Here is an 18137-nt window from a genome sequence, read left to right on the forward strand (position 1 = left end):
ACACGGACCAGAGGTCCCCGTCGCAGTCGCTCCACGAGCGGAGCTTCTCGACGATCCACGCTGCGAGTCCCGAGGGCGAGTCGTTCAGCCCGACCGCGGCGGTCTGCGGCTTCGTCCGGTGCATCATCGCGTAGGCACCCTCTGCGTTCCGCCACGCGGTCGTCGCGGCCACGAACGCCTGCTCCGGGGCCGAGAGCGTGTCCACGTCGATCCCCGGCCACGGCAGTCCGCCGTCGATCCGGTGCACGGCGACGACCCGGTCGGGGTGGTCGAGCGCGAGGAACCGGGCGACGTGCGTGCCGATGTCACCGCCGGCGACGGCGAACCGCTCGTACCCGAGCTCGGTCATGAGCGGCGCCCAGAGCCCGGCGACCTGACGGGCGTCCAGGGGCGAGGGCGGGGCTTCGGAGAAGCCGTACCCGGGCATGTCCGGCACGACGACGTCGAACCCGGCGGCGGTCAGGAGCGGCAGCACCTTCCGGTAGCGCCAGTTGGAGTCCGGCCAGCCGTGCGCGAGCAGCAACGGGGATCCGTGTCCGCCGTCAGCCGGCGCGACGAGGACGTTGATCCCGAGACCGTCGACCTGGACGGTGCGGCTCGGCAGCGCGGCCAACGCGTTCCGGTGGGCGTCGAAGTCGAACCCGTCCGCCCAGTACGCGACGAGGTCGCGGAGCTCGTCCACGTCGACGCCGAGCGACCACCCGGTGCCGGCGGGCGCGTCCGGCCAGCGGGTGGCGCGGAGCCGCGCACGGAGGTCTTCGATGGTGTCGTCGTCGATCCACATCCCGGTCATGCCCCGACGCTACGCACCGCCACCGACACGCGATGATGGACACCGTGACCTCCTCGAAGCCCGCCGTCCTGTTCGTCTGCGTCCACAACGCCGGCCGCTCGCAGATGGCCGCAGGCTACCTACGGCACCTCGCGGGTGACCGCATCGACGTGTTCTCCGCCGGCTCCGAGCCCGCGGACCGGGTCAACGCCGTCGCGGTCGCAGCGATGGCCGAGGAGGGCATCGACCTCCTCGGTGCGCAGCCGGCGATCCTCACCACCGACGCCGTCCGGCGGGCCGACGTGGTGGTCACGATGGGGTGCGGCGACGCGTGCCCGGTCTTCCCGGGCAAGCGCTACGAGGACTGGGAGCTCACCGACCCCGCGGGACTGCCCCTGGAGGCGGTGCGCCCGATCCGCGACGACATCCGCCGCCGCGTCGAGGACCTCGTCGCCGAGCTCACGGCGTAGCGGACTGCGGGGCGAGCGACGCTGGTTCGCGGCGGAGCAGGCACACCGCCGCCACGAGCCCGCCCCACACGAGGGCACCGAACACCGGCAGCAGGGCTCCGGCGACCCCCTCCGCGCTCAGGACCATCGTGAACCACACCGTGGCGATCGCACCGGTCACCGCGGAGACGACGCCGATCGCGAGCGCTGCCCTGCCCCGTGTGGTGTCGGTCGCGAGCGTCACCGCCAGCACCGCACAGATCAGCGCCCCCACGACACCGGGCACGAGCAACGCCCAGAACACGGCGCCCGACGAGCCCCAGCCGTCCGCGACGCCGGCGCCACCCCAGTGCGTCGGCACCCGCGCCGGCACGTCGGTCCACCGGAGCCGGGCCACCACGAGGACGACGGGCGGCACCCACGACATCACCGCTCCGGCGACGAGCGCCGGGCTCAGGGCCCGCCGACCGACGATCACGTCCATGCTCGGACCCTACCCCCGACCGACACGCGTACTGGTCGCTACGAGACGCGCGTGTGCGCAGCGCCCTGGTCGCTACCGGACGCGGACGGGAGGCACGGATCGGCCCGGCACCGCGCCTCCCGTCCGGAACGGCGAACGGACACCGCACCACGCGACTCCGCGGTGCCGTGTCCGTTCCCCGGTGTGGTGACGCCGCTACGCGGCGACCAGGAACTCGTCCCAGTCCGGCTCCGTCCGCTCCATCCCGCGCACCACCCAGCTCGAGCCGTGCGGGGCCTTCGGACGGAACCGCAGGTTCCAGCCCATCTCCCGCGGGGTGCGGTCCCCCTTGGTGTTGTTGCAGGCGAGGCAGCACGCGACGAGGTTCTCCCACGAGTCCTCACCCCCGCGCGACTTCGGCTGGACGTGGTCGATCGTGGTCGCATGCCGATCGCAGTACGCGCACCGGTTGGCGTCCCGGCGGAGGACCCCGCGTCGGGACACCGGCACGAGCCTGGAGTGCGGGATGCGCACGTACCTGGTGAGGATGATGACGGACGGACGGTCGAAGCTCGACGTCGACCCGGTGACCGGGTGTTCGATGTCGGCGGCGACGATGGCGGCCTTCTGGTTCATGACCAGCACGAGGGCCCGACGGAACGAGATGACCGCGAGGGGCTCGTAACCGGCGTTGAGGACGAGAGTGCGCATGGGTTCCCTTCCGACGAGCCTGGACGGCTTCCAGGCGGTGCGGGGCACCGGACCGGACGACGACGAACGAGTGACCGCGAACCGGTCCCGGAACGAAGAAGAGCACCACCCCTGGGGGCAGTGCTCTCCGTCACGCTGGGGCGTGCAGGTGCACGCAGGTCGTGGTCGACCATATGTCGAAGTGCGCGCGCCGACCCATGGTGCGGGTCGTGCGTGACGATGACATGGGGTCTCCTGTTCGGGCCGTGTCGGGCCGATGCGCTCAGGCTAAACCAGAAACCGGCCCAGCACGAGGTGTGCTGGGCCGGTTCTCGGACTGTTCAGATGCCGGTCGGGCGTCAGCCCATCCGGACGATGTGGTAGTCGCTCGTCCAGATCGGGCGGATCGACACGGAGCCGCCGGGCTTCGGCGCGTCCATGATCATGCCGTTGCCCATGTAGAAGCCGTCGTGCGCTTCGTTGTTGAAGATGACGACGTCGCCGGGCTGGGCCTGGGACTCCGGGATCGTGGTGCCGGCCTGGTCCTGCAGCGGCACCGAGTGCGCGAGGTTGATGCCGTACTGCGCGTAGACGAACATCACGTAGCCCGAGCAGTCGAAGCCCGCGGGGGTGGCGCCGCCGAAGACGTACGGGGTGCCGATGTACTGCTTCGCGGTGGCGACCACGGCGGGCAGCGAGAACGGCGTCCCGGGGGCGACGGTGGTGGCCGTGCTGGCGGCGGTCGACGTCGTCGAGGAGGACGCGAGGTAGTCGGTGGCCGTCGGGCCGGAGTACGACGCGTACTGCTTGGCGGTCGCGGCGCGGGCCGCCTGGACCTCGGCGGCGTGCTTCTCGGACGCGAGCGTCGCGGTCGACGTCGCGGAGTAGCCGTCGCGGCTGGTGTCGGCGAGGGCGGCCGCGTCGGAGACGGACAGCTGCTGGCTCTGGGTGGTGCGGATCGCCTGCTGGGCGGTCGCGGTGTCGGAGGCACCGGTCGCCTGCGTGCTGGCGAAGGCTGCGGGGACGGCCATCGTGCCGAACATGCCGGCGGCGACCGTCAGGACGATCGGGGCCATGAACTTGCGCTTGCGCGAGCTCGACGTGGGCTTGTCCGACGCGGTGCGGGCGGTGGCGGCAGCGGGGCGCGCGGCGTGGGTGCCGGTGGCACGCATCGCACCGGCGACGTTCGCACCGCGGGGCGACTCCGCGCGGGCAGCGGTCGTGCTGCGGCGGGCCGGCGTCGTCGCGCTGCGGCGGCTCGACTTGGCTTCAGCGTCGCGGGCAGCCCGCCGGGTGAGCGGGGCGTCGGTGTGGCCGGTGTTCGGAAGGCCTGAGTTCGTCGGGTTCGCGGGCGTCGTGTCCGCGGCGGAACCGGTCTGCGTCAAGGGTGGGGTCTCCGGCGTCTCGTCATCACCCGCCCGGCAGATCGTCATGTGCTGATCGCCGTGCGTGCGCAACCCCATCCGTTCGTCATCGTTTCCGATCGAGGCAGGAGACGGGTTCGAGACGTCCTGCCACGGGTTCCCGGGTCGTTGTCAGCCCAGGGACTCGTCGAGTGTACGGGCGCGTCGTTACCTTGTCGAGACGAAAACGCCGCTTTGTAACAGAACGGTAAAGAAGCCCTGGTCAGAGCCGGAGTTTGATTTTGCGACAGGCGCCACGTCAAGCGGTCGACGTCGTCCCCCGGAGCTGTACCCCGACGGGGTCGGTGACGCTGTTACGCGGCGTCGATGTAGACGTGCTGGGCGACCTCGGTCGGGAGCTCGATGCCGGCGTCTTCGCCGTCGACACGCACCGCCACGTAGGCACCGGCGCGCTGGACGCTCGCGAGCCGGCCGGGCATCACGCCCGCCGATCGCAGCTGGTGCAGGAGCTCCGGCTCGAACTGGACGGGCTCACCCAGGCGGCGGATGACACCGGTCGCGACGGCGTCGGTTCCCTCGGTCGCGGACACGATGTTGCGGACGCCGTCGAGGAAGCCGCCGGCGTCGGGCCCACCGATCTCGGCGAGGCCGGGGATCGGGTTGCCGTACGGGGACTCCGTCGGGTTGCCGAGCATCTCGAGCAGGCGCACTTCCACCTGCTCGCTCATCACGTGCTCCCAGCGGCACGCTTCGTCGTGGACGAACGCCCAGTCGAGGCCGATGACGTCGGAGAGCAGTCGTTCGGCGAGGCGGTGCTTGCGCATCACGTGGGTCGCGCGGGAGCGGCCTTCGCCGGTGAGTTCGAGGTGGCGGTCCCCGGAGACGACGACGAGTCCGTCGCGTTCCATCCGGGCGATCGTCTGCGAGACGGTCGGACCCGAGTGCCCGAGGCGCTCGGAGATGCGCGCGCGCAGCGGGACGATCCCCTCTTCCTCGAGGTCGAGGATCGTCCGCAGGTACATCTCCGTGGTGTCGACGAGATCGGTCACGGTCCGCCTCTCCTGTCTGGGCCCAGCGCGACCCACCCTACTTGTTCGGGCCGACACGGAACGACCAACTCTTGCACGGCGCAAGGAATCGAGTGGGATACCAGCGATCGGTAGGATCGATCCATGGCAGACATCGTCATCCCGGCCGAATTCCTCCCCACCGACGGACGCTTCGGCTGCGGTCCGTCCAAGATCCGTGGCGCCCAGCTCGAGTCCCTGGTCACCCGCGGGGCGACGATCCTCGGGACCTCCCACCGGCAGAAGCCCGTGAAGGACCTCGTCGGCTCCGTGCGCTCCGGCCTCGCCGACCTCTTCCAGGTGCCGGACGGCTACGAGGTCGTCCTCGGCAACGGCGGCTCGACCGCGTTCTGGGACGCCGCAGCGTTCGGGCTCATCGAGCAGCGCGCCGAGAACCTCTCCTTCGGTGAGTTCGGGTCGAAGTTCGCGAAGGCCGCCGCCGCGCCGTGGCTCCAGGCCCCGCACGTGGTCGAGGCACCGGGCGGCTCGCGCTCCGAGCTCGAGATCGTCGACGGTGTCGACGTCTACGCCTACCCGCACAACGAGACCTCGACCGGCGTCATGGCGCCGGTCGTCCGCGCCGAGGGCGACCCCGGTGCGCTGACCGTCGTCGACGCCACGAGCGCTGCCGGCGGCGCCCTGTTCGACGTCAGCGCGACGGACGTCTACTACTTCGCACCGCAGAAGAACTTCGCCTCGGACGGCGGGCTGTGGCTCGCGCTGTTCTCCCCCGCCGCGATCGAGCGCGTGGAGCGCATCGCCGCGTCCGGCCGGTTCATCCCGGAGTTCCTGTCGCTGAAGAACGCGGTGGACAACTCGCGCCTGAACCAGACGCTGAACACCCCGGCGATCTCGACGCTGCTGCTCCTCGACGACCAGATCTCGTGGATCAACAACTCGGGCGGCCTGGCGTGGGCGGACACCCGCACGAAGACCTCGTCCTCGACGCTGTACGACTGGGCGGAGTCGGTCGACTGGGCCACGCCGTTCGTCACGGACCCGGAGCACCGCTCGCAGGTCGTCGCGACGATCGACCTCGACGACTCCATCGACGCGAAGGCGGTCGCCGCGACCCTCCGCGAGAACGGCATCGTCGACACCGAGCCGTACCGGAAGCTCGGCCGCAACCAGCTGCGCGTCGCGACGTTCACCGCGATCGACCCCGACGACGTGCAGAAGCTCGTCGGCGCGATCACCTACGTCGTGGGCGCGCTCAAGGGCTGAGACGCCGCACACAACGCGAAACGCCGCCGGATCCGGCGGCGTTTCGTCGTTCGTGCGGCGTCTCGGCAGGACGGCGGTGTGTCAGCGCTGGTCGTCGAGCTCGTCGACGTCGACGCCGTCGATCTCGTCGTCGTCCGACTCGGGGAGGTCGTCCTCGTCGTCGTCGAAGTCGTCGTCGTCCGACTCGTCGTCGTCGTCGTCCTCGTCGTCGTCCGCGTCGTCGTCGTCATCCGCGTCGTCGTCGTCATCCGACTCGTCGTCGTCATCCGACTCGTCGTCGTCGTCCTCGTCGTCGGACTCGTAGTCCTCGTCGTCCTCATCGGACTCGTCAGCGTCGTCGTCCGCGTCAGCGTCGTCGTCGGAGTCGCCGTCGCCGTGTTCCTCGCCCTCCTGCGCGGCGCGGTAGTCGGCCAGCCGCTCCGACCACGGCACCCAGTCCGGCGCGAGCAGCGACCCGTCACCGGGCATCAGCTCGACCTCGAGCACGGTCGGCTCCTCGCCCTCGACCTGGGCGATGCTGACGGTCCAGCGCCACCCCGGGTACCCGGGCATCCGGTTCGCGAACAGGACCGAGACGACCCCGTCGCCCTCGTCCGTGGTGCCGACGGAGGACCCGACGGTCGACTCCTCGGTGACCTCGAGCAGCGCCCTGCGGGCGAGTGCGGTCAGGTCGGTGTTGTCGGTCGTCATGGTCATGCGTCCAATTGGTCTGCGACGTGCCGCAGGATCGCGGCGATGCGTGTGCCGTTCTTCGGGTAGCGACCGTGGCGGAGGTCTCCGCTGATCCGGTCCAGTTCCTTCACGAGGTCCTCGACGATGACGGCCATGTCGTCCGCCGAGCGGCGGGACATCTTCGACAGCGACGGCTTCGGGTCGAGCAGGCGGACGGACAGCGCCTGCGATCCCTTGTTGCCCTGGACCACGCCGTACTCCAGGCGCGCACCGGCCTTCACGGTGGTCACGCCGTCGGGCAGCGAGGAGGCGTGCAGGAAGACCTGGTCGCCGTCGTCTCCGGTGATGAACCCGAAACCCTTCTGGTCGTCGTAGAACTTGACCTTGCCGGTGGGCATGCGTGGACTCCTCGATAGGTGTGCGGCCGTGGTGCGGATATCCTGGGGCGATGGCCAAGCCGACCCGATCCACCGAGGACACGCGGAACTCCGCGGAATCCCCGGCGACGTTCAATCGTACCGAACGCACCCTCGCGTTCATGATCGGCGGCATCGTGTTCTTCACGGTCCTCTGCTTCGCGGCGATGATCATCGGCTGGCTGACCCTCGGGACGATCCCGGGCACCGGCATCTGGCCCGTGGTCCTCGGCATCCTGTACTTCGGACCGCCCATCGCGCTGGTCCTGATCTTCGTGCTGCTGGCCGTCACCTGGACCCGCAAGGCACGCGCACACCGGAACGAGGCCCGCTGACGTCCGCTCCGGACGCATGCGGAGGACGATGACGACCACCGCCGACCTCGCCGCCCGACTGCGGGCGATGCCGGACGACGACCTCGAACGGCTCATCATCGCGCGCGGGCTCCCCGCGGCGGTGCTCGGTGAGACGGGCCCCCAGAGCATCACCGACTTCTTCGACCTGGCCGAGGCGTTCCGCGCCGACGCCGCGGTCGACGCCGCCGTCGAACGGCTCCCGCGCCGGGCGCTGGTCGCGCTCCGCGACGGCGAAGCCGGTGACGCACTCGCCCCGGCGGTCGCGCTCGGCCTGGCCGAAGCGGACGGCCGGGTCGACGACGCGGTCGCGCTGCGTGTGGCGGCGCACCCGGACCTCACTGCGCTGACGGGAGGCCCGGCACCGGTCCGCCAGGCCGCCCCCGACGCGGGGACGGGGACGTCCGGTGCCGCACGTGCGACGGGCGCGGAACACGCGTTCGCGACGATGACGGTGCTGGCCGAGCTCCTCCGTTCCGTGGACGACGGCGGCGTGCGCGAACTCGTCAAGGGCGGCATCGGCTCACCGCTCGCCCGTGCCCTCGCGGAACGCTCCGGCGCCGACCCCGAGGTGGTGCCCGGCCGCCTGGAGCTGCTCGAGCGGATCCGCTTCACCGGCACGGACGACGGCACGTGGTCCCTGACCGACGCCGGGCGCGCCTGGCTGACGACCGCGTGGCCGGACCGGTGGGCGGACCTCGTCGAGCGCTGGCACGACGAACTCGACGACGCCGTCCGTGAAGTCCTCGACGTGGCCGGCGACGACTGGCGCGACCTGCCGAGCCTCGGCCGTTGGGCGTACCCCGCCGGCGCGCGATGGCTCGACGCGACCCTGCTCGACGTCGCCGGCACGGCGAACGCGCTCGGCCTCACCGTCGACGGCATCGTCACCGAGACCGGTCGCACGCTCCTCGGCGCGGACCGCGACGCTGCGGAGCGCGCGGCGACCGCCGACCTCCCGCACACGGTCGAGGGCGTCTACCTCCAGCACGACCTCACCGTCATCGCACCGGGGCCCCTCGCGCCGGACGCCGACGCCGAACTCCGGAGCGTCGCCGACCTCGAGTCGCCGGGGCTCGCCGCCCGGTACCGCGTGTCCGAGGACTCGCTCCGCCGTGCCCTCCGCGCCGGGAGCACCCGCGACCAGGTCGTCGCACTGTTCGAGCGGATCGGGCTCGCCGGCGTCCCGCAGCCCCTCGCCTACCTGGTCGACCAGGTCGCCGCGCGGGACGGCAGCATCGTGGTCGACCGCGCCGAGGACGGCCTCGGATCGGTCGTGCGGGGCACCGCCGACCAGCTCGATCTCATCGGGGTCGACGCCGAACTCCGCCAGCTGGCGTGGGAGCGCCCCGACCTGACGACCCTGGTGACCCGCTACCCACCGCACGTGGTCCACGCGGCGCTGGAGGACCAGCGCTACCCGGCCGTCCTGCAACCCGGCGCCCGCCCCGAGACGCACCACGGGCCTCCAGGCCGTCGCCGTCTGCCGCAGCGCACCCCGGAAGCCGCAGCGCGCGCCGTCGTGGGTCGGCTCCGACTGACGACGGAACGCGGTGCTGCCGAACCGGAACAGGAGTGGCTCGGTCGACAGATCGACCTCGCCGTGCGCGGTCGCACGCCGATCCGGGTGACGGTCCGGATGCCGGACGGCTCGGAGCGGCCGTTCTCGATCGTGCCGACCTCGGTCGCCGCCGGACGCATCCGGGGGAAGGACACCGCCGCCGACGTGGAGCGCACACTGCCCCTGTCGTTGGTCGTGTCCGTCGACAGCGAAGCCTGACCCAGGCGGCGACGGCTAGGCTGGAAGGCCATGAACGGACCGCTGATCGTCCAGAGCGACCGCACCGTGCTGCTCGAGGTGGCGCATCCCGACGCCGAGGACGCACGCCACGAGCTCGCCGTGTTCGCCGAACTCGAACGCGCCCCGGAACACGTGCACACCTACCGGGTGACCCGCCTCGGCCTGTGGAACGCGCGCGCCGCGGGCCACGACGCCGAGAGCATGATCGACACCCTCGAGCGCTTCGCGAAGTTCCCGGTCCCGCAGAGCGTCACCGTCGACATCCGCGACACCGTCGCCCGGTACGGCCGGCTCGTGATCCGTCGTGAGGACCCGGCCGACGCGCCGGTCATCGCGAACTCCCCCACCGAGGAACTCGAGCGCCAGCCGACGCTGCTGCTCACCGCGACGGACCCGACGGTCCTCGCCGAGGTCGTCCGCTCCAAGCGCATCAAGCCGCTCCTCGGGAACAAGCGCTCCGACACCGCGATCGAGCTGCAGCAGTGGGCGCGCGGACAGATCAAGCAGGAGCTCGTGAAGATCGGCTGGCCGGCCGAGGACCTCGCCGGGTACACGCCGGGGCAGCCGCACGCGATCGACCTCGACAACAGCGAGTGGGACCTGCGGCCGTACCAGCAGGACGCCGTGCAGAGCTTCTTCGCACAGGGATCCGGCGTCGTCGTGCTGCCCTGTGGCGCCGGCAAGACGCTCGTCGGCGCCGGGGCGATGGCCACCGTGAAGGCGACCACGCTCATCCTCGTGACGAACACCGTGTCCGCGCGGCAGTGGCGGTCCGAGCTGCTCCGCCGGACCTCCCTGACCGAGGACGAGATCGGCGAGTACTCCGGCAGCGTCAAGGAGATCCGGCCGGTCACGATCGCCACCTACCAGATCCTCACCGCACGACGGAAGGGCGAGTACACGCACCTGTCGCTCCTCGATGCACTCGACTGGGGACTCGTGGTCTACGACGAGGTGCACCTGCTCCCCGCCCCGGTCTTCAAGCTGACCGCCGACCTGCAGGCCCGTCGACGCCTCGGCCTGACCGCGACCCTCGTGCGCGAGGACGGGCGCGAAGGCGACGTGTTCTCCCTCATCGGGCCGAAGCGGTACGACGCCCCGTGGAAGGAGATCGAGGCGCAGGGGTACATCTCCCCCGCGTCCTGCTTCGAGGTCCGCATCGACCTGCCCCACGAGGACCGTCTGGAGTACGCGGCGTCGAGCGACGACGAGCGCTACCGGCTCGCGGCGACGACCCCGGCCAAGACCCCGGTCGTCCGGGAACTCATCGAGAAGCACCGGGGCGAGCAGATCCTCGTGATCGGGCAGTACATCGACCAGCTCGACGACCTGGCCGACTCCCTGGGCGCGTCGAAGATCACCGGAGCGACGCCGATCGACGAACGGGAACGGCTGTACCAGGCGTTCCGCGACGGCGCGATCGACGTGCTCGTCGTGTCCAAGGTCGCGAACTTCTCGGTGGACCTGCCCGACGCCACCGTGGCGATCCAGGTCTCCGGGTCCTTCGGCTCCCGGCAGGAAGAGGCGCAGCGCCTCGGCCGGCTGCTCCGCCCGAACAAGGACGGCCTGCCCGCGTCGTTCTACACGCTCGTCACGCGGGACACCGTCGACCAGGACTTCGCACAGAACCGGCAGCGGTTCCTCGCCGAGCAGGGGTACTCGTACACGATCCTCGACGCCGATCAGGTCCAGGCCGCGGTGGGCTGACGCCCGTCCTGCTCTCGCGTCGCTCCCAGGTAACACTTAGGGAACGGCCAGAAGATAGGACCATGACCGATGGCCCCAAGATCCTGATCGTCGACGACGAGCCGAACATCCGCGATCTCCTCACGACCTCGCTCCGCTTCGCCGGGTTCGCCGTGCGCGCGGTCGGCAACGGGGCGCAGGCGATCTCGGCCGTGCTCGAGGAAGAGCCGGACCTCATCATCCTCGACGTGATGCTGCCCGACATGAACGGCTTCGGCGTGACCAAGCGCCTCCGATCCTCCGGCTACACCTCCCCGATCCTGTTCCTCACCGCGAAGGACGACACCGAGGACAAGATCACCGGCCTCACGGTCGGCGGCGACGACTACGTCACGAAGCCGTTCTCGCTCGACGAGATCGTCGCGCGCATCAAGGCGATCCTCCGCCGCACGATGAACGACGAAGAAGACGCGATCATCCGCGCCGGCGAGCTGACGATGGACCAGGACACGCACGAGGTCACCATCGGCGACGCGCAGATCGAGCTCTCCCCGACCGAGTTCAAGCTGCTCCGCTACCTCATGCTCAACCCGAACCGTGTGCTGTCGAAGGCGCAGATCCTCGACCACGTGTGGGAGTACGACTTCAACGGCGACGCCGGCATCGTGGAGTCCTACATCTCGTACCTGCGTCGGAAGCTCGACCAGTACTCGGCCGAGCCGATCATCCAGACCAAGCGCGGGTTCGGCTACATGCTGAAGGCGTCGAAGGCCTCCTAGGCTCCGTCGGGCCGGCCCTCGTGGTCGTTCGTCTGGCCCGTCTTTCTCGGCGGTCGTCCGGTTTCACCGGGCGGCCGCCGTCTACCGTTGAGGCAGCATGCACTCCAGAATGAACCGCTGGTGGGACGGCATCTCCCTGCGCACCAAGATCACCGGCATCACGGTGCTCCTGGTGGCGCTCGGCCTGCTCGTCGCGGGGCTCGGCACCATGACGGTGCTCTCCACCTACCTGGTGTCCCGCCTGGACAACCAGGTCACCACGACGACGTCGCAGCTCGAGGGGCAGAACGTCTCCGACGGTGAGCAGTACTGCAAGCTCTCCGTGGTGCTCGAGAAGAGTTCCTACGTCGCGGCGTACGACAGCGACGGCAAGCAGATCTGCGACACCCAGTCCACATCGCAGCCTGACATCTCGTCGGTCGACTTCGCCGCGGCCACGAAGACCAGCAACCCGTTCAGCCTCTACGACAAGCAGCACAACCACGAGTGGCGTGCCCAGGTCATCCCGGCGAACCTCCAGAACATCTCCACCGGCGCCACCGAGACCGGTTACGTGCTCGTCGCGGTGTCGAGTGCGGACACCGACCAGACCATCGCCCGGTTCACGGTGATCTTCCTCGGGTTCGGCATCTCCGTCATCCTGCTCGGCGCGATGCTCACCCGGTTGCTCGTCACCGCGACCTTCGACCCGCTCCGCGACGTCGAGGACACCGCCGCCCGGTTCGCCGCGGGTGACTTCAACCAGCGACTCGAGGACGACACCCCGAACACCGAGGTCGGGCGCCTGAACCGCTCCCTCAACGCCATGCTCGAGCGGATCGACAGCGCGTTCGAGGACCGGCAGCGCACCATCGACCAGATGCGCCGGTTCGTCGGCGACGCCTCACACGAACTCCGCACCCCGCTGGTCTCGCTCCGCGGGTACGCCGAGCTGTACCGGATGGGTGCTCTCCGCAAGGAAGAGGACGTCGCGCAGGCGATGGAGCGCATCGAGAAGGAAGCGCAGCGGATGGGGCTCCTCGTGCAGGACCTCCTCCAGCTCGCCCGCATCGACGAGTCGAAGCCGCTCGAGCTCGGCCCGGTCGACCTCGTCGCGATCGCCCGCGACTCCGCGCTCGACACGATGGCGTCGAACCCCGACCGCGAGATCCAGGTCCTCGTCGAGGACGTGCCGCAGGCCGTGCGTGCACCGTCGTCGTTCGGCCCCGCGGTCACCCCGTCGTCGTCGGAGAACCCGCCCGTGTCCCCGTCGGCGAACACCACCGGGCCGATCGCGTTCTCCCGGCAGACCCTGGCGCGGCTGCGCGCCCGGCGGAGCCGCGCCATGAACGTCGACGCGCCGGTCTCCGACGAGACGACGCCGCTGCCCACCGTCGTGATGCCGAAGCGTCCCCCGATCGTCCTCGCCGAGGAGAACAAGATCCGGCAGGTCGTGACGAACCTGATGGGCAACGCGATGCGGTTCACGCCGCACGACGACCCCATCGAGATCGGCATCGGCGTGGACGACGACCGGGGCATGGCGCACATCGACGTCATCGACCACGGCGAGGGCATCCCGCCGCAGCTCCGCGAGAAGATCTTCCAGCGCTTCTGGCGTGCCGACACCTCGCGCGCACGGGACACCGGCGGGTCGGGCCTCGGGCTCGCGATCGTGTCGGGCATCGTCGCGGCGCACCAGGGCTCCGTCGAGGTCATCGACACCGAGGGCGGCGGTGCCACCTTCCGCATCTGGCTCCCCCTCCTCCCCCGCGACTACACCCCGCAGCCCCCCGCGGGCTCCGCCGCCGCCTGACGCGGGCGCGCGCCCGCGCCCGCGCGCCCGCGCACCCGCGCGCCCGCGCACCCCCCGTCCCCGCCCCCACCCCCGGTGAGATCGCACTCCGTGTCACCTCCCCTCTGAGCCTTCCGACACAAAGCGCGATCTCGCGGCTCCTGCACAGCCGGTTCCGGGCGGGTCCTCCTCCACAGGAACGCGGGCGCGGCCCCCTGGCTGTCAGTGGCTCGGCACGCTGGCGTCATGCCAACGGACCCTCAGCCACTCCCGTCCAGGTTCCTGCGGACGCCGTTCCTCGTCGCCGACGCACTCGAACAGGGCGTCGGACGGGAACGCCTTCGGAGGAAGGACCTGGCCGCTCCGGCCCGCGGAGTTCGGGTCCCTGCCGACCGGCTCGCCTTCATCGACACGGCACTCGCCCACGGCCTCTTGCTCCGCCCCGATCAGCACTTCAGCCACACGACGGCCGCCAGGCTCTGGAGTGCCCCGCTCCCCCGTTTGTTCGCTGCTCCGAACAGCGAGCTCCACGTGTCGACCACCGGGTCGGGACCCGTGGAACGCCGGCAGGGCGTGATCGGGCATCGCGTCCGGCCCTCACGCGCCGATGTCACCACGGTGTTCGGCGTGCGGGTCAGCACACCGGCCGCGTTCTGGTACGAATGTCGGATCCTGCTCAGTCTCCGCGCACTGGTGATCCTCGGCGATCACCTCGTCGGCGTCGGGCGGCTGGCATCTCCAGCGCAACTCGCCGCGACCATCCACCCTGGGGATCGCGCTGTCGTGCTCGTCCGCGCCGCTCTCGATCTCGTCCGAGTCGGAGCTGAATCGCCGATGGAGACGATCGTGCGACTGATCGTCGTGGAGGCCGGATTCCCGGAGCCCGACCTGAACGCGGACGTCTTCGACGCATCGGGGCGCTTCATCGGGCGCGTCGACATGGCCTGGGTCGAACTCCGCATCGCCCTCGAGTACGACGGCGACCACCACCGGACGGACCGCGACACCTTCAGCCACGACCGCACGCGTGGCAACGCCTTCACTGTCGCGAGCTGGCTGACCATCCACGTCACCGCGAAGGACGCGCACCACCCATCCGACTTCCTGGAGCGTCTCCGCGAGGCGTTCGCATTGCGTCAGCGCAGCGGGGTACCGCGATGAGATCGCACTTCGCGTCGGTTGAGCGAAGATCAGCCGACACGAAGTGCGATCTCACCGGCGGAGGCGCGCCGGACGCGCACGCGCCGCGCGCGCAGCGCGCGCGCGGCGCACGCGGAAGGGCCCCCGCACGCGCAGCGTGCGAGGGCCCTTCCGGAACGACGGACTAGAAGTCCATGCCACCCGTCGGGTCGCCGGCCGGAGCGGCCGCGGCGCGCTCGGGCTTGTCGGCGACGACGACCTCGGTCGTGAGGAACAGACCGGCGATCGACGCAGCGTTCTGCAGCGCCGAGCGCGTGACCTTGGCGGGGTCGATGATGCCGGCAGCGATCAGGTCGACGTACTCACCGGTCGCGGCGTTGAGGCCCCAGCCCGCTTCGAGCTCGCGGACCTTGGCGGCCACGACACCCGGCTCGAGACCGGCGTTGAGCGCGATCTGCTTGAGCGGTGCGTCGATGGCGACGCGGACGATGTTCGCGCCGGTCGCCTCGTCGCCCTCGAGCGTGAGGGAGTCGAGCGCGACCTTGCCGGCCTGGATCAGGGCGACGCCACCGCCGGCGACGATGCCCTCTTCCACAGCGGCCTTGGCATTGCGGACGGCGTCCTCGATGCGGTGCTTGCGCTCCTTGAGCTCGACCTCCGTTGCAGCGCCCGCCTTGATGACGGCGACGCCACCGGCGAGCTTCGCGAGGCGCTCCTGGAGCTTCTCGCGGTCGTAGTCGGAGTCGGTCGCTTCGATCTCGGAGCGGATCTGACGGACGCGGCCCGCGATCTGCTCGGTGTCGCCGGCACCTTCGACGATGGTGGTCTCGTCCTTGGTGATGACGACCTTGCGTGCCTTGCCGAGCAGGTCGAGCGTGGCGTTCTCGAGCTTGAGGCCGACCTCTTCCGAGATGACCTGGCCGCCGGTGAGGATCGCGATGTCCTGCAGCATGGCCTTGCGACGGTCGCCGAAGCCCGGGGCCTTGACGGCGACGGACTTGAAGATGCCGCGGATCTTGTTCACGACGAGCGTGGCCAGGGCCTCACCGTCGACGTCCTCGGCGATGATCAGGAGCTGCTTGCCAGCCTGGATCACCTTGTCGACCACCGGCAGGAGGTCCTTGATGTTCGAGATCTTCGAGTTGACGATCAGGATGTAGGCGTCTTCGAAGACGGCTTCCTGGCGCTCGGGGTCGGTCACGAAGTACTGCGACAGGTAGCCCTTGTCGAAGCGCATGCCCTCGGTGAGCTCGAGCTCGGTGCCGAAGGTGTTCGACTCCTCGACGGTGACGACGCCTTCCTTGCCGACCTTGTCGATGGCCTCGGCGATGAGCGCGCCGATGGTCGGGTCCGCGGCCGAGATCGACGCGGTGGCGGCGATCTGGTCCTTGGTCTCGATCTCCTTGGCGTTCGCGAGCAGCTGGTCGGAGACGGCCGCGACGGCCTTCTCGATGCCGCGCTTCAGCGAGACGGGGTCGGCGCCGGCGGCCACGTTGCGGAGGCCTTCGCGGACGAGGGCCTGGGCGAGCACGGTCGCGGTGGTCGTACCGTCACCGGCGACGTCGTCGGTCTTCTTGGCGACCTCCTTGACGAGCTCGGCACCGATCTTCTCGTACGGGTCGTCGAGCTCGATCTCCTTGGCGATGGAGACACCGTCGTTCGTGATCGTGGGGGCGCCCCACTTCTTCTCGAGGACGACGTTGCGGCCGCGCGGGCCGAGCGTCACCTTCACGGCGTCGGCCAGCTGGTTCAGGCCGCGCTCGAGGCCACGGCGGGCCTCCTCGTCGAAAGCAATGATCTTAGCCATGTGAGTTTCTCGTCCCTCCCGGACGTCGTGGGGGTCTTCTGGCACTCAGCGTCAGCGAGTGCCAAGCCCGATTCTGGCACTCGACCCCTGAGAGTGCAACACACACCGGCACACCCACCAGCACACCCACCGGCACACCCGCCAGCCCACCCACCGGCACACCGACCGGCACACACACCAGCACACCGCCCGGACACGACGAACGCGCCGCCCCCGAGGGGACGGCGCGTCCGGAGTGGTTCGGCGACTAGGCCGGACGCACCGACTCGGCCTGCGGGCCCTTGGACCCCGTGCCGACGTCGAACGTCACTGCCTGGCCCTCTTCGAGGACCTTGTAGCCGTTCATGTCGATGGCCGAGTAGTGGACGAACACGTCCTGGCCCCCTCCATCGACGGTGATGAAGCCGAAGCCCTTTTCAGCGTTGAACCACTTGACGGTTCCGTTGGCCATGATCTGTTGCTCCCTGCGGTACTGCTGTTGCGAACGACGGGGCCGTCGGGTGACGCCGTCGGGTCCGAGCCCGGGTGTTCCGCATCGTGCGTACCGAGGTCCGACGACATTCCGATCACTCCGGTGACCACTTGTGACTCTAATCAGGAAGTGCGTTTCGGCAAGGGGTGTGACGGACATTTCACGCTGATTCCGCCGGAACTCAACGTGCCGGAAACACAGCCGTTACAAAGCGCTGCGCAGAACGACCGGGAAACGCACCCGGACGAGTCCGGGAAGCGTCGATCAGCCCGTGTAGTCGGACCCGAGCACGACGCTCACGTCGGCGTTCGGGAACGCTGCCGACTGCTGCACGGCGGTCACACCGAGGGCAGCGGCGACACCGCGTGCGATGGCCGCCTGGGAGTCCTGCTGGTAGTACACGATCGTCGACGTGGTCCCGGTGGTGCCCGCGTTGCCGCTCGACGTCACCGTCCACCCGGCGGTGGTCAGTGCCGAGGTGCCCTTCGCCGCGAGTCCGGCCGTGGTGGTCCCGTTGAGCACGACGACCGTGGTGTCGCCCTGCTCGGAGGGCTTCGCCGCGGTGGGCGCGGACGACGACGACGCCGACGGTGAGGACGACGACGAGGAGGACGCGGACGACGACGCGGACGCCGACGGCGACGACGTGGCGTCGTCGTCCCCGGAGAACGAGTAGCTGCCGTTGAGGAGCGCCAGGACGAGCACCCCGATCCCGACGAGCACGCCGGTGGCGAGCGCGGCCCACGCGAACGCGATCCAGCCGCGGCCACGACGGTGCATGCCGCGGTGCGCTCCGACGCGCGGACCGTCGGTCACGTCGTCGAAACGGTCATGGGGGAATCTCGTCATCGTTCCTCTTCGGTTCCGGTGGCGGAGGCGGCGGCGGGAGCGACGAAGCTCCGCGCCGCTCGTGCGCTCGTGCGCGCGTGCCGCAGGCGCTGCAGGCGACCGACCAGCTGCGGGTCGTACGCGAGTGCCGCGGGTGAGTCGATGACCCGGTTCAGCACCTGGTAGTACCGCGCCGGCGACATGTCGAACTCGACCCGGATCTCCGCCTCTTTCGTGCGGTCGTGCCGTGCCCGCTCGTGCTCGAAGGCGAGCACGTGCTTGGCGAGCTCGCTGAGCTCGTCCGCGGGGATGGTGGTCACGACGGTTCCGATCACATTCGGGTAACGGGTCTCGCACATCGTAGGGGTGCGGTCGATGGC

The 18137-nt window shown here is 70.2% G+C and carries 19 protein-coding genes; 8 read left to right on the forward strand and 11 right to left on the reverse strand.

Annotated features, from left to right (window positions below):
* Nucleotides 1-793, reverse strand: a 793-nt coding sequence (locus EDF24_RS00450; RefSeq protein ID WP_260233319.1) for an epoxide hydrolase family protein, incomplete at its 3' end; no start/stop codon positions are given.
* 44 nt (nucleotides 794-837) lie between these two features.
* Between EDF24_RS00450 and EDF24_RS00455 the strand changes: the two genes are divergently transcribed.
* Entirely contained in the window at nucleotides 838-1242 is a 405-nt protein-coding gene (locus tag EDF24_RS00455) for a heat-shock protein HtpX (protein ID WP_260233320.1), read from the forward strand.
* Here the strand turns inward: EDF24_RS00455 and EDF24_RS00460 are convergent.
* The 4 genes from EDF24_RS00460 to EDF24_RS00475 form a co-directional block, all read right to left on the reverse strand.
* Nucleotides 1232-1705: a DUF1648 domain-containing protein gene (locus EDF24_RS00460; RefSeq protein ID WP_123700784.1), complete on the reverse strand. Its 474-nt coding sequence runs from the start codon at nucleotides 1703-1705 to the stop codon at nucleotides 1232-1234. The two genes, EDF24_RS00455 and EDF24_RS00460, sit on opposite strands and share 11 nt — an antisense overlap.
* A gap of 195 nt (nucleotides 1706-1900) precedes the next feature.
* Nucleotides 1901-2395, reverse strand: a complete 495-nt coding sequence (locus EDF24_RS00465) for an HNH endonuclease (protein WP_123656283.1) — start codon at nucleotides 2393-2395, stop codon at nucleotides 1901-1903.
* Nucleotides 2396-2733: 338 nt separating this feature from the next.
* Nucleotides 2734-3807, reverse strand: a complete 1074-nt coding sequence (locus EDF24_RS19600) for a C40 family peptidase (protein WP_148070765.1) — start codon at nucleotides 3805-3807, stop codon at nucleotides 2734-2736.
* Nucleotides 3808-4091: 284 nt separating this feature from the next.
* The gene (locus EDF24_RS00475; protein WP_123656285.1) at nucleotides 4092-4787 is read right to left on the reverse strand and encodes a metal-dependent transcriptional regulator; all 696 of its coding nucleotides are present in this window, start codon (nucleotides 4785-4787) and stop codon (nucleotides 4092-4094) included.
* Nucleotides 4788-4910: 123 nt separating this feature from the next.
* Between EDF24_RS00475 and serC the strand changes: the two genes are divergently transcribed.
* Nucleotides 4911-6029 (forward strand): phosphoserine transaminase, encoded by a 1119-nt coding sequence (gene serC / locus EDF24_RS00480; protein ID WP_123700786.1) that lies wholly within the window; start codon nucleotides 4911-4913, stop codon nucleotides 6027-6029.
* Nucleotides 6030-6110: 81 nt separating this feature from the next.
* Here serC and EDF24_RS00485 read toward each other — a convergent pair whose 3' ends face one another.
* Together EDF24_RS00485 and EDF24_RS00490 are read right to left on the reverse strand one after the other, a co-directional pair.
* Nucleotides 6111-6725, reverse strand: coding sequence for a DUF3027 domain-containing protein (locus EDF24_RS00485; protein WP_123700787.1), 615 nt, complete (start codon nucleotides 6723-6725; stop codon nucleotides 6111-6113).
* Entirely contained in the window at nucleotides 6722-7099 is a 378-nt protein-coding gene (locus EDF24_RS00490) for a cold-shock protein (protein ID WP_123656288.1), read from the reverse strand. Before EDF24_RS00490 ends, EDF24_RS00485 begins: the two co-directional genes overlap by 4 nt.
* A gap of 50 nt (nucleotides 7100-7149) precedes the next feature.
* Between EDF24_RS00490 and EDF24_RS00495 the strand changes: the two genes are divergently transcribed.
* The 6 genes from EDF24_RS00495 to EDF24_RS00525 all read left to right on the forward strand — a co-directional run bounded on the left by EDF24_RS00495 (nucleotide 7150) and on the right by EDF24_RS00525 (nucleotide 14671).
* Complete coding sequence (locus tag EDF24_RS00495; protein ID WP_123656289.1) at nucleotides 7150-7452, forward strand: multidrug ABC transporter ATPase; 303 nt, start codon at nucleotides 7150-7152, stop codon at nucleotides 7450-7452.
* 28 nt (nucleotides 7453-7480) lie between these two features.
* A complete protein-coding gene (locus EDF24_RS00500) occupies nucleotides 7481-9250 on the forward strand; it encodes a helicase-associated domain-containing protein (protein WP_132047715.1) in 1770 nt (589 codons plus the stop codon).
* A 30-nt stretch (nucleotides 9251-9280) separates the two neighbouring features.
* Nucleotides 9281-10978: a DNA repair helicase XPB gene (locus EDF24_RS00505; protein WP_123700789.1), complete on the forward strand. Its 1698-nt coding sequence runs from the start codon at nucleotides 9281-9283 to the stop codon at nucleotides 10976-10978.
* A 62-nt stretch (nucleotides 10979-11040) separates the two neighbouring features.
* Nucleotides 11041-11736 (forward strand): response regulator transcription factor, encoded by a 696-nt coding sequence (locus EDF24_RS00510; protein ID WP_123656292.1) that lies wholly within the window; start codon nucleotides 11041-11043, stop codon nucleotides 11734-11736.
* 97 nt (nucleotides 11737-11833) lie between these two features.
* Entirely contained in the window at nucleotides 11834-13531 is a 1698-nt protein-coding gene (locus tag EDF24_RS00515) for a cell wall metabolism sensor histidine kinase WalK (protein ID WP_123656293.1), read from the forward strand.
* A gap of 225 nt (nucleotides 13532-13756) precedes the next feature.
* The gene (locus tag EDF24_RS00525) at nucleotides 13757-14671 is read left to right on the forward strand and encodes a hypothetical protein (RefSeq protein WP_132047713.1); all 915 of its coding nucleotides are present in this window, start codon (nucleotides 13757-13759) and stop codon (nucleotides 14669-14671) included.
* A 163-nt stretch (nucleotides 14672-14834) separates the two neighbouring features.
* Here the strand turns inward: EDF24_RS00525 and groL are convergent, their stop codons facing one another.
* The 4 genes from groL to EDF24_RS00545 form a co-directional block, all read right to left on the reverse strand.
* A complete protein-coding gene (groL, locus tag EDF24_RS00530) occupies nucleotides 14835-16457 on the reverse strand; it encodes a chaperonin GroEL (protein ID WP_123656295.1) in 1623 nt (540 codons plus the stop codon).
* Nucleotides 16458-16704: 247 nt separating this feature from the next.
* Nucleotides 16705-16908, reverse strand: coding sequence for a cold-shock protein (locus EDF24_RS00535; protein WP_056120541.1), 204 nt, complete (start codon nucleotides 16906-16908; stop codon nucleotides 16705-16707).
* Nucleotides 16909-17193: 285 nt separating this feature from the next.
* Entirely contained in the window at nucleotides 17194-17778 is a 585-nt protein-coding gene (locus tag EDF24_RS00540; protein ID WP_123656296.1) for a LytR C-terminal domain-containing protein, read from the reverse strand.
* Entirely contained in the window at nucleotides 17775-18077 is a 303-nt protein-coding gene (locus tag EDF24_RS00545; RefSeq protein ID WP_243698209.1) for a DUF3263 domain-containing protein, read from the reverse strand. Before EDF24_RS00545 ends, EDF24_RS00540 begins: the two co-directional genes overlap by 4 nt.
* Nucleotides 18078-18137 lie beyond the last annotated feature (60 nt).

The sequence above is a fragment of the Curtobacterium sp. PhB130 genome, assembly GCF_003755165.1.
Taxonomy (GTDB): Bacteria; Actinomycetota; Actinomycetes; order Actinomycetales; family Microbacteriaceae; genus Curtobacterium.

What these genes read in the sequence shown, in the direction of transcription:
- groL (WP_123656295.1), bottom strand. Translation starts at nt 16,457, where the DNA reads ATGGCTAAGATCATTGCTTTCGACGAGGAGGCCCGCCGTGGCCTCGAG.
- EDF24_RS00525 (WP_132047713.1), top strand. Translation starts at nt 13,757, where the DNA reads ATGCCAACGGACCCTCAGCCACTCCCGTCCAGGTTCCTGCGGACGCCG.
- EDF24_RS00485 (WP_123700787.1), bottom strand. Translation starts at nt 6,725, where the DNA reads ATGACCATGACGACCGACAACACCGACCTGACCGCACTCGCCCGCAGG.
- EDF24_RS00535 (WP_056120541.1), bottom strand. Translation starts at nt 16,908, where the DNA reads ATGGCCAACGGAACCGTCAAGTGGTTCAACGCTGAAAAGGGCTTCGGC.
- serC (WP_123700786.1), top strand. Translation starts at nt 4,911, where the DNA reads ATGGCAGACATCGTCATCCCGGCCGAATTCCTCCCCACCGACGGACGC.
- EDF24_RS00490 (WP_123656288.1), bottom strand. Translation starts at nt 7,099, where the DNA reads ATGCCCACCGGCAAGGTCAAGTTCTACGACGACCAGAAGGGTTTCGGG.
- EDF24_RS00540 (WP_123656296.1), bottom strand. Translation starts at nt 17,778, where the DNA reads ATGACGAGATTCCCCCATGACCGTTTCGACGACGTGACCGACGGTCCG.
- EDF24_RS00515 (WP_123656293.1), top strand. Translation starts at nt 11,834, where the DNA reads ATGCACTCCAGAATGAACCGCTGGTGGGACGGCATCTCCCTGCGCACC.
- EDF24_RS00460 (WP_123700784.1), bottom strand. Translation starts at nt 1,705, where the DNA reads ATGGACGTGATCGTCGGTCGGCGGGCCCTGAGCCCGGCGCTCGTCGCC.
- EDF24_RS00505 (WP_123700789.1), top strand. Translation starts at nt 9,281, where the DNA reads ATGAACGGACCGCTGATCGTCCAGAGCGACCGCACCGTGCTGCTCGAG.
- EDF24_RS00465 (WP_123656283.1), bottom strand. Translation starts at nt 2,395, where the DNA reads ATGCGCACTCTCGTCCTCAACGCCGGTTACGAGCCCCTCGCGGTCATC.
- EDF24_RS00500 (WP_132047715.1), top strand. Translation starts at nt 7,481, where the DNA reads ATGACGACCACCGCCGACCTCGCCGCCCGACTGCGGGCGATGCCGGAC.
- EDF24_RS00495 (WP_123656289.1), top strand. Translation starts at nt 7,150, where the DNA reads ATGGCCAAGCCGACCCGATCCACCGAGGACACGCGGAACTCCGCGGAA.
- EDF24_RS19600 (WP_148070765.1), bottom strand. Translation starts at nt 3,807, where the DNA reads ATGACGATCTGCCGGGCGGGTGATGACGAGACGCCGGAGACCCCACCC.
- EDF24_RS00510 (WP_123656292.1), top strand. Translation starts at nt 11,041, where the DNA reads ATGACCGATGGCCCCAAGATCCTGATCGTCGACGACGAGCCGAACATC.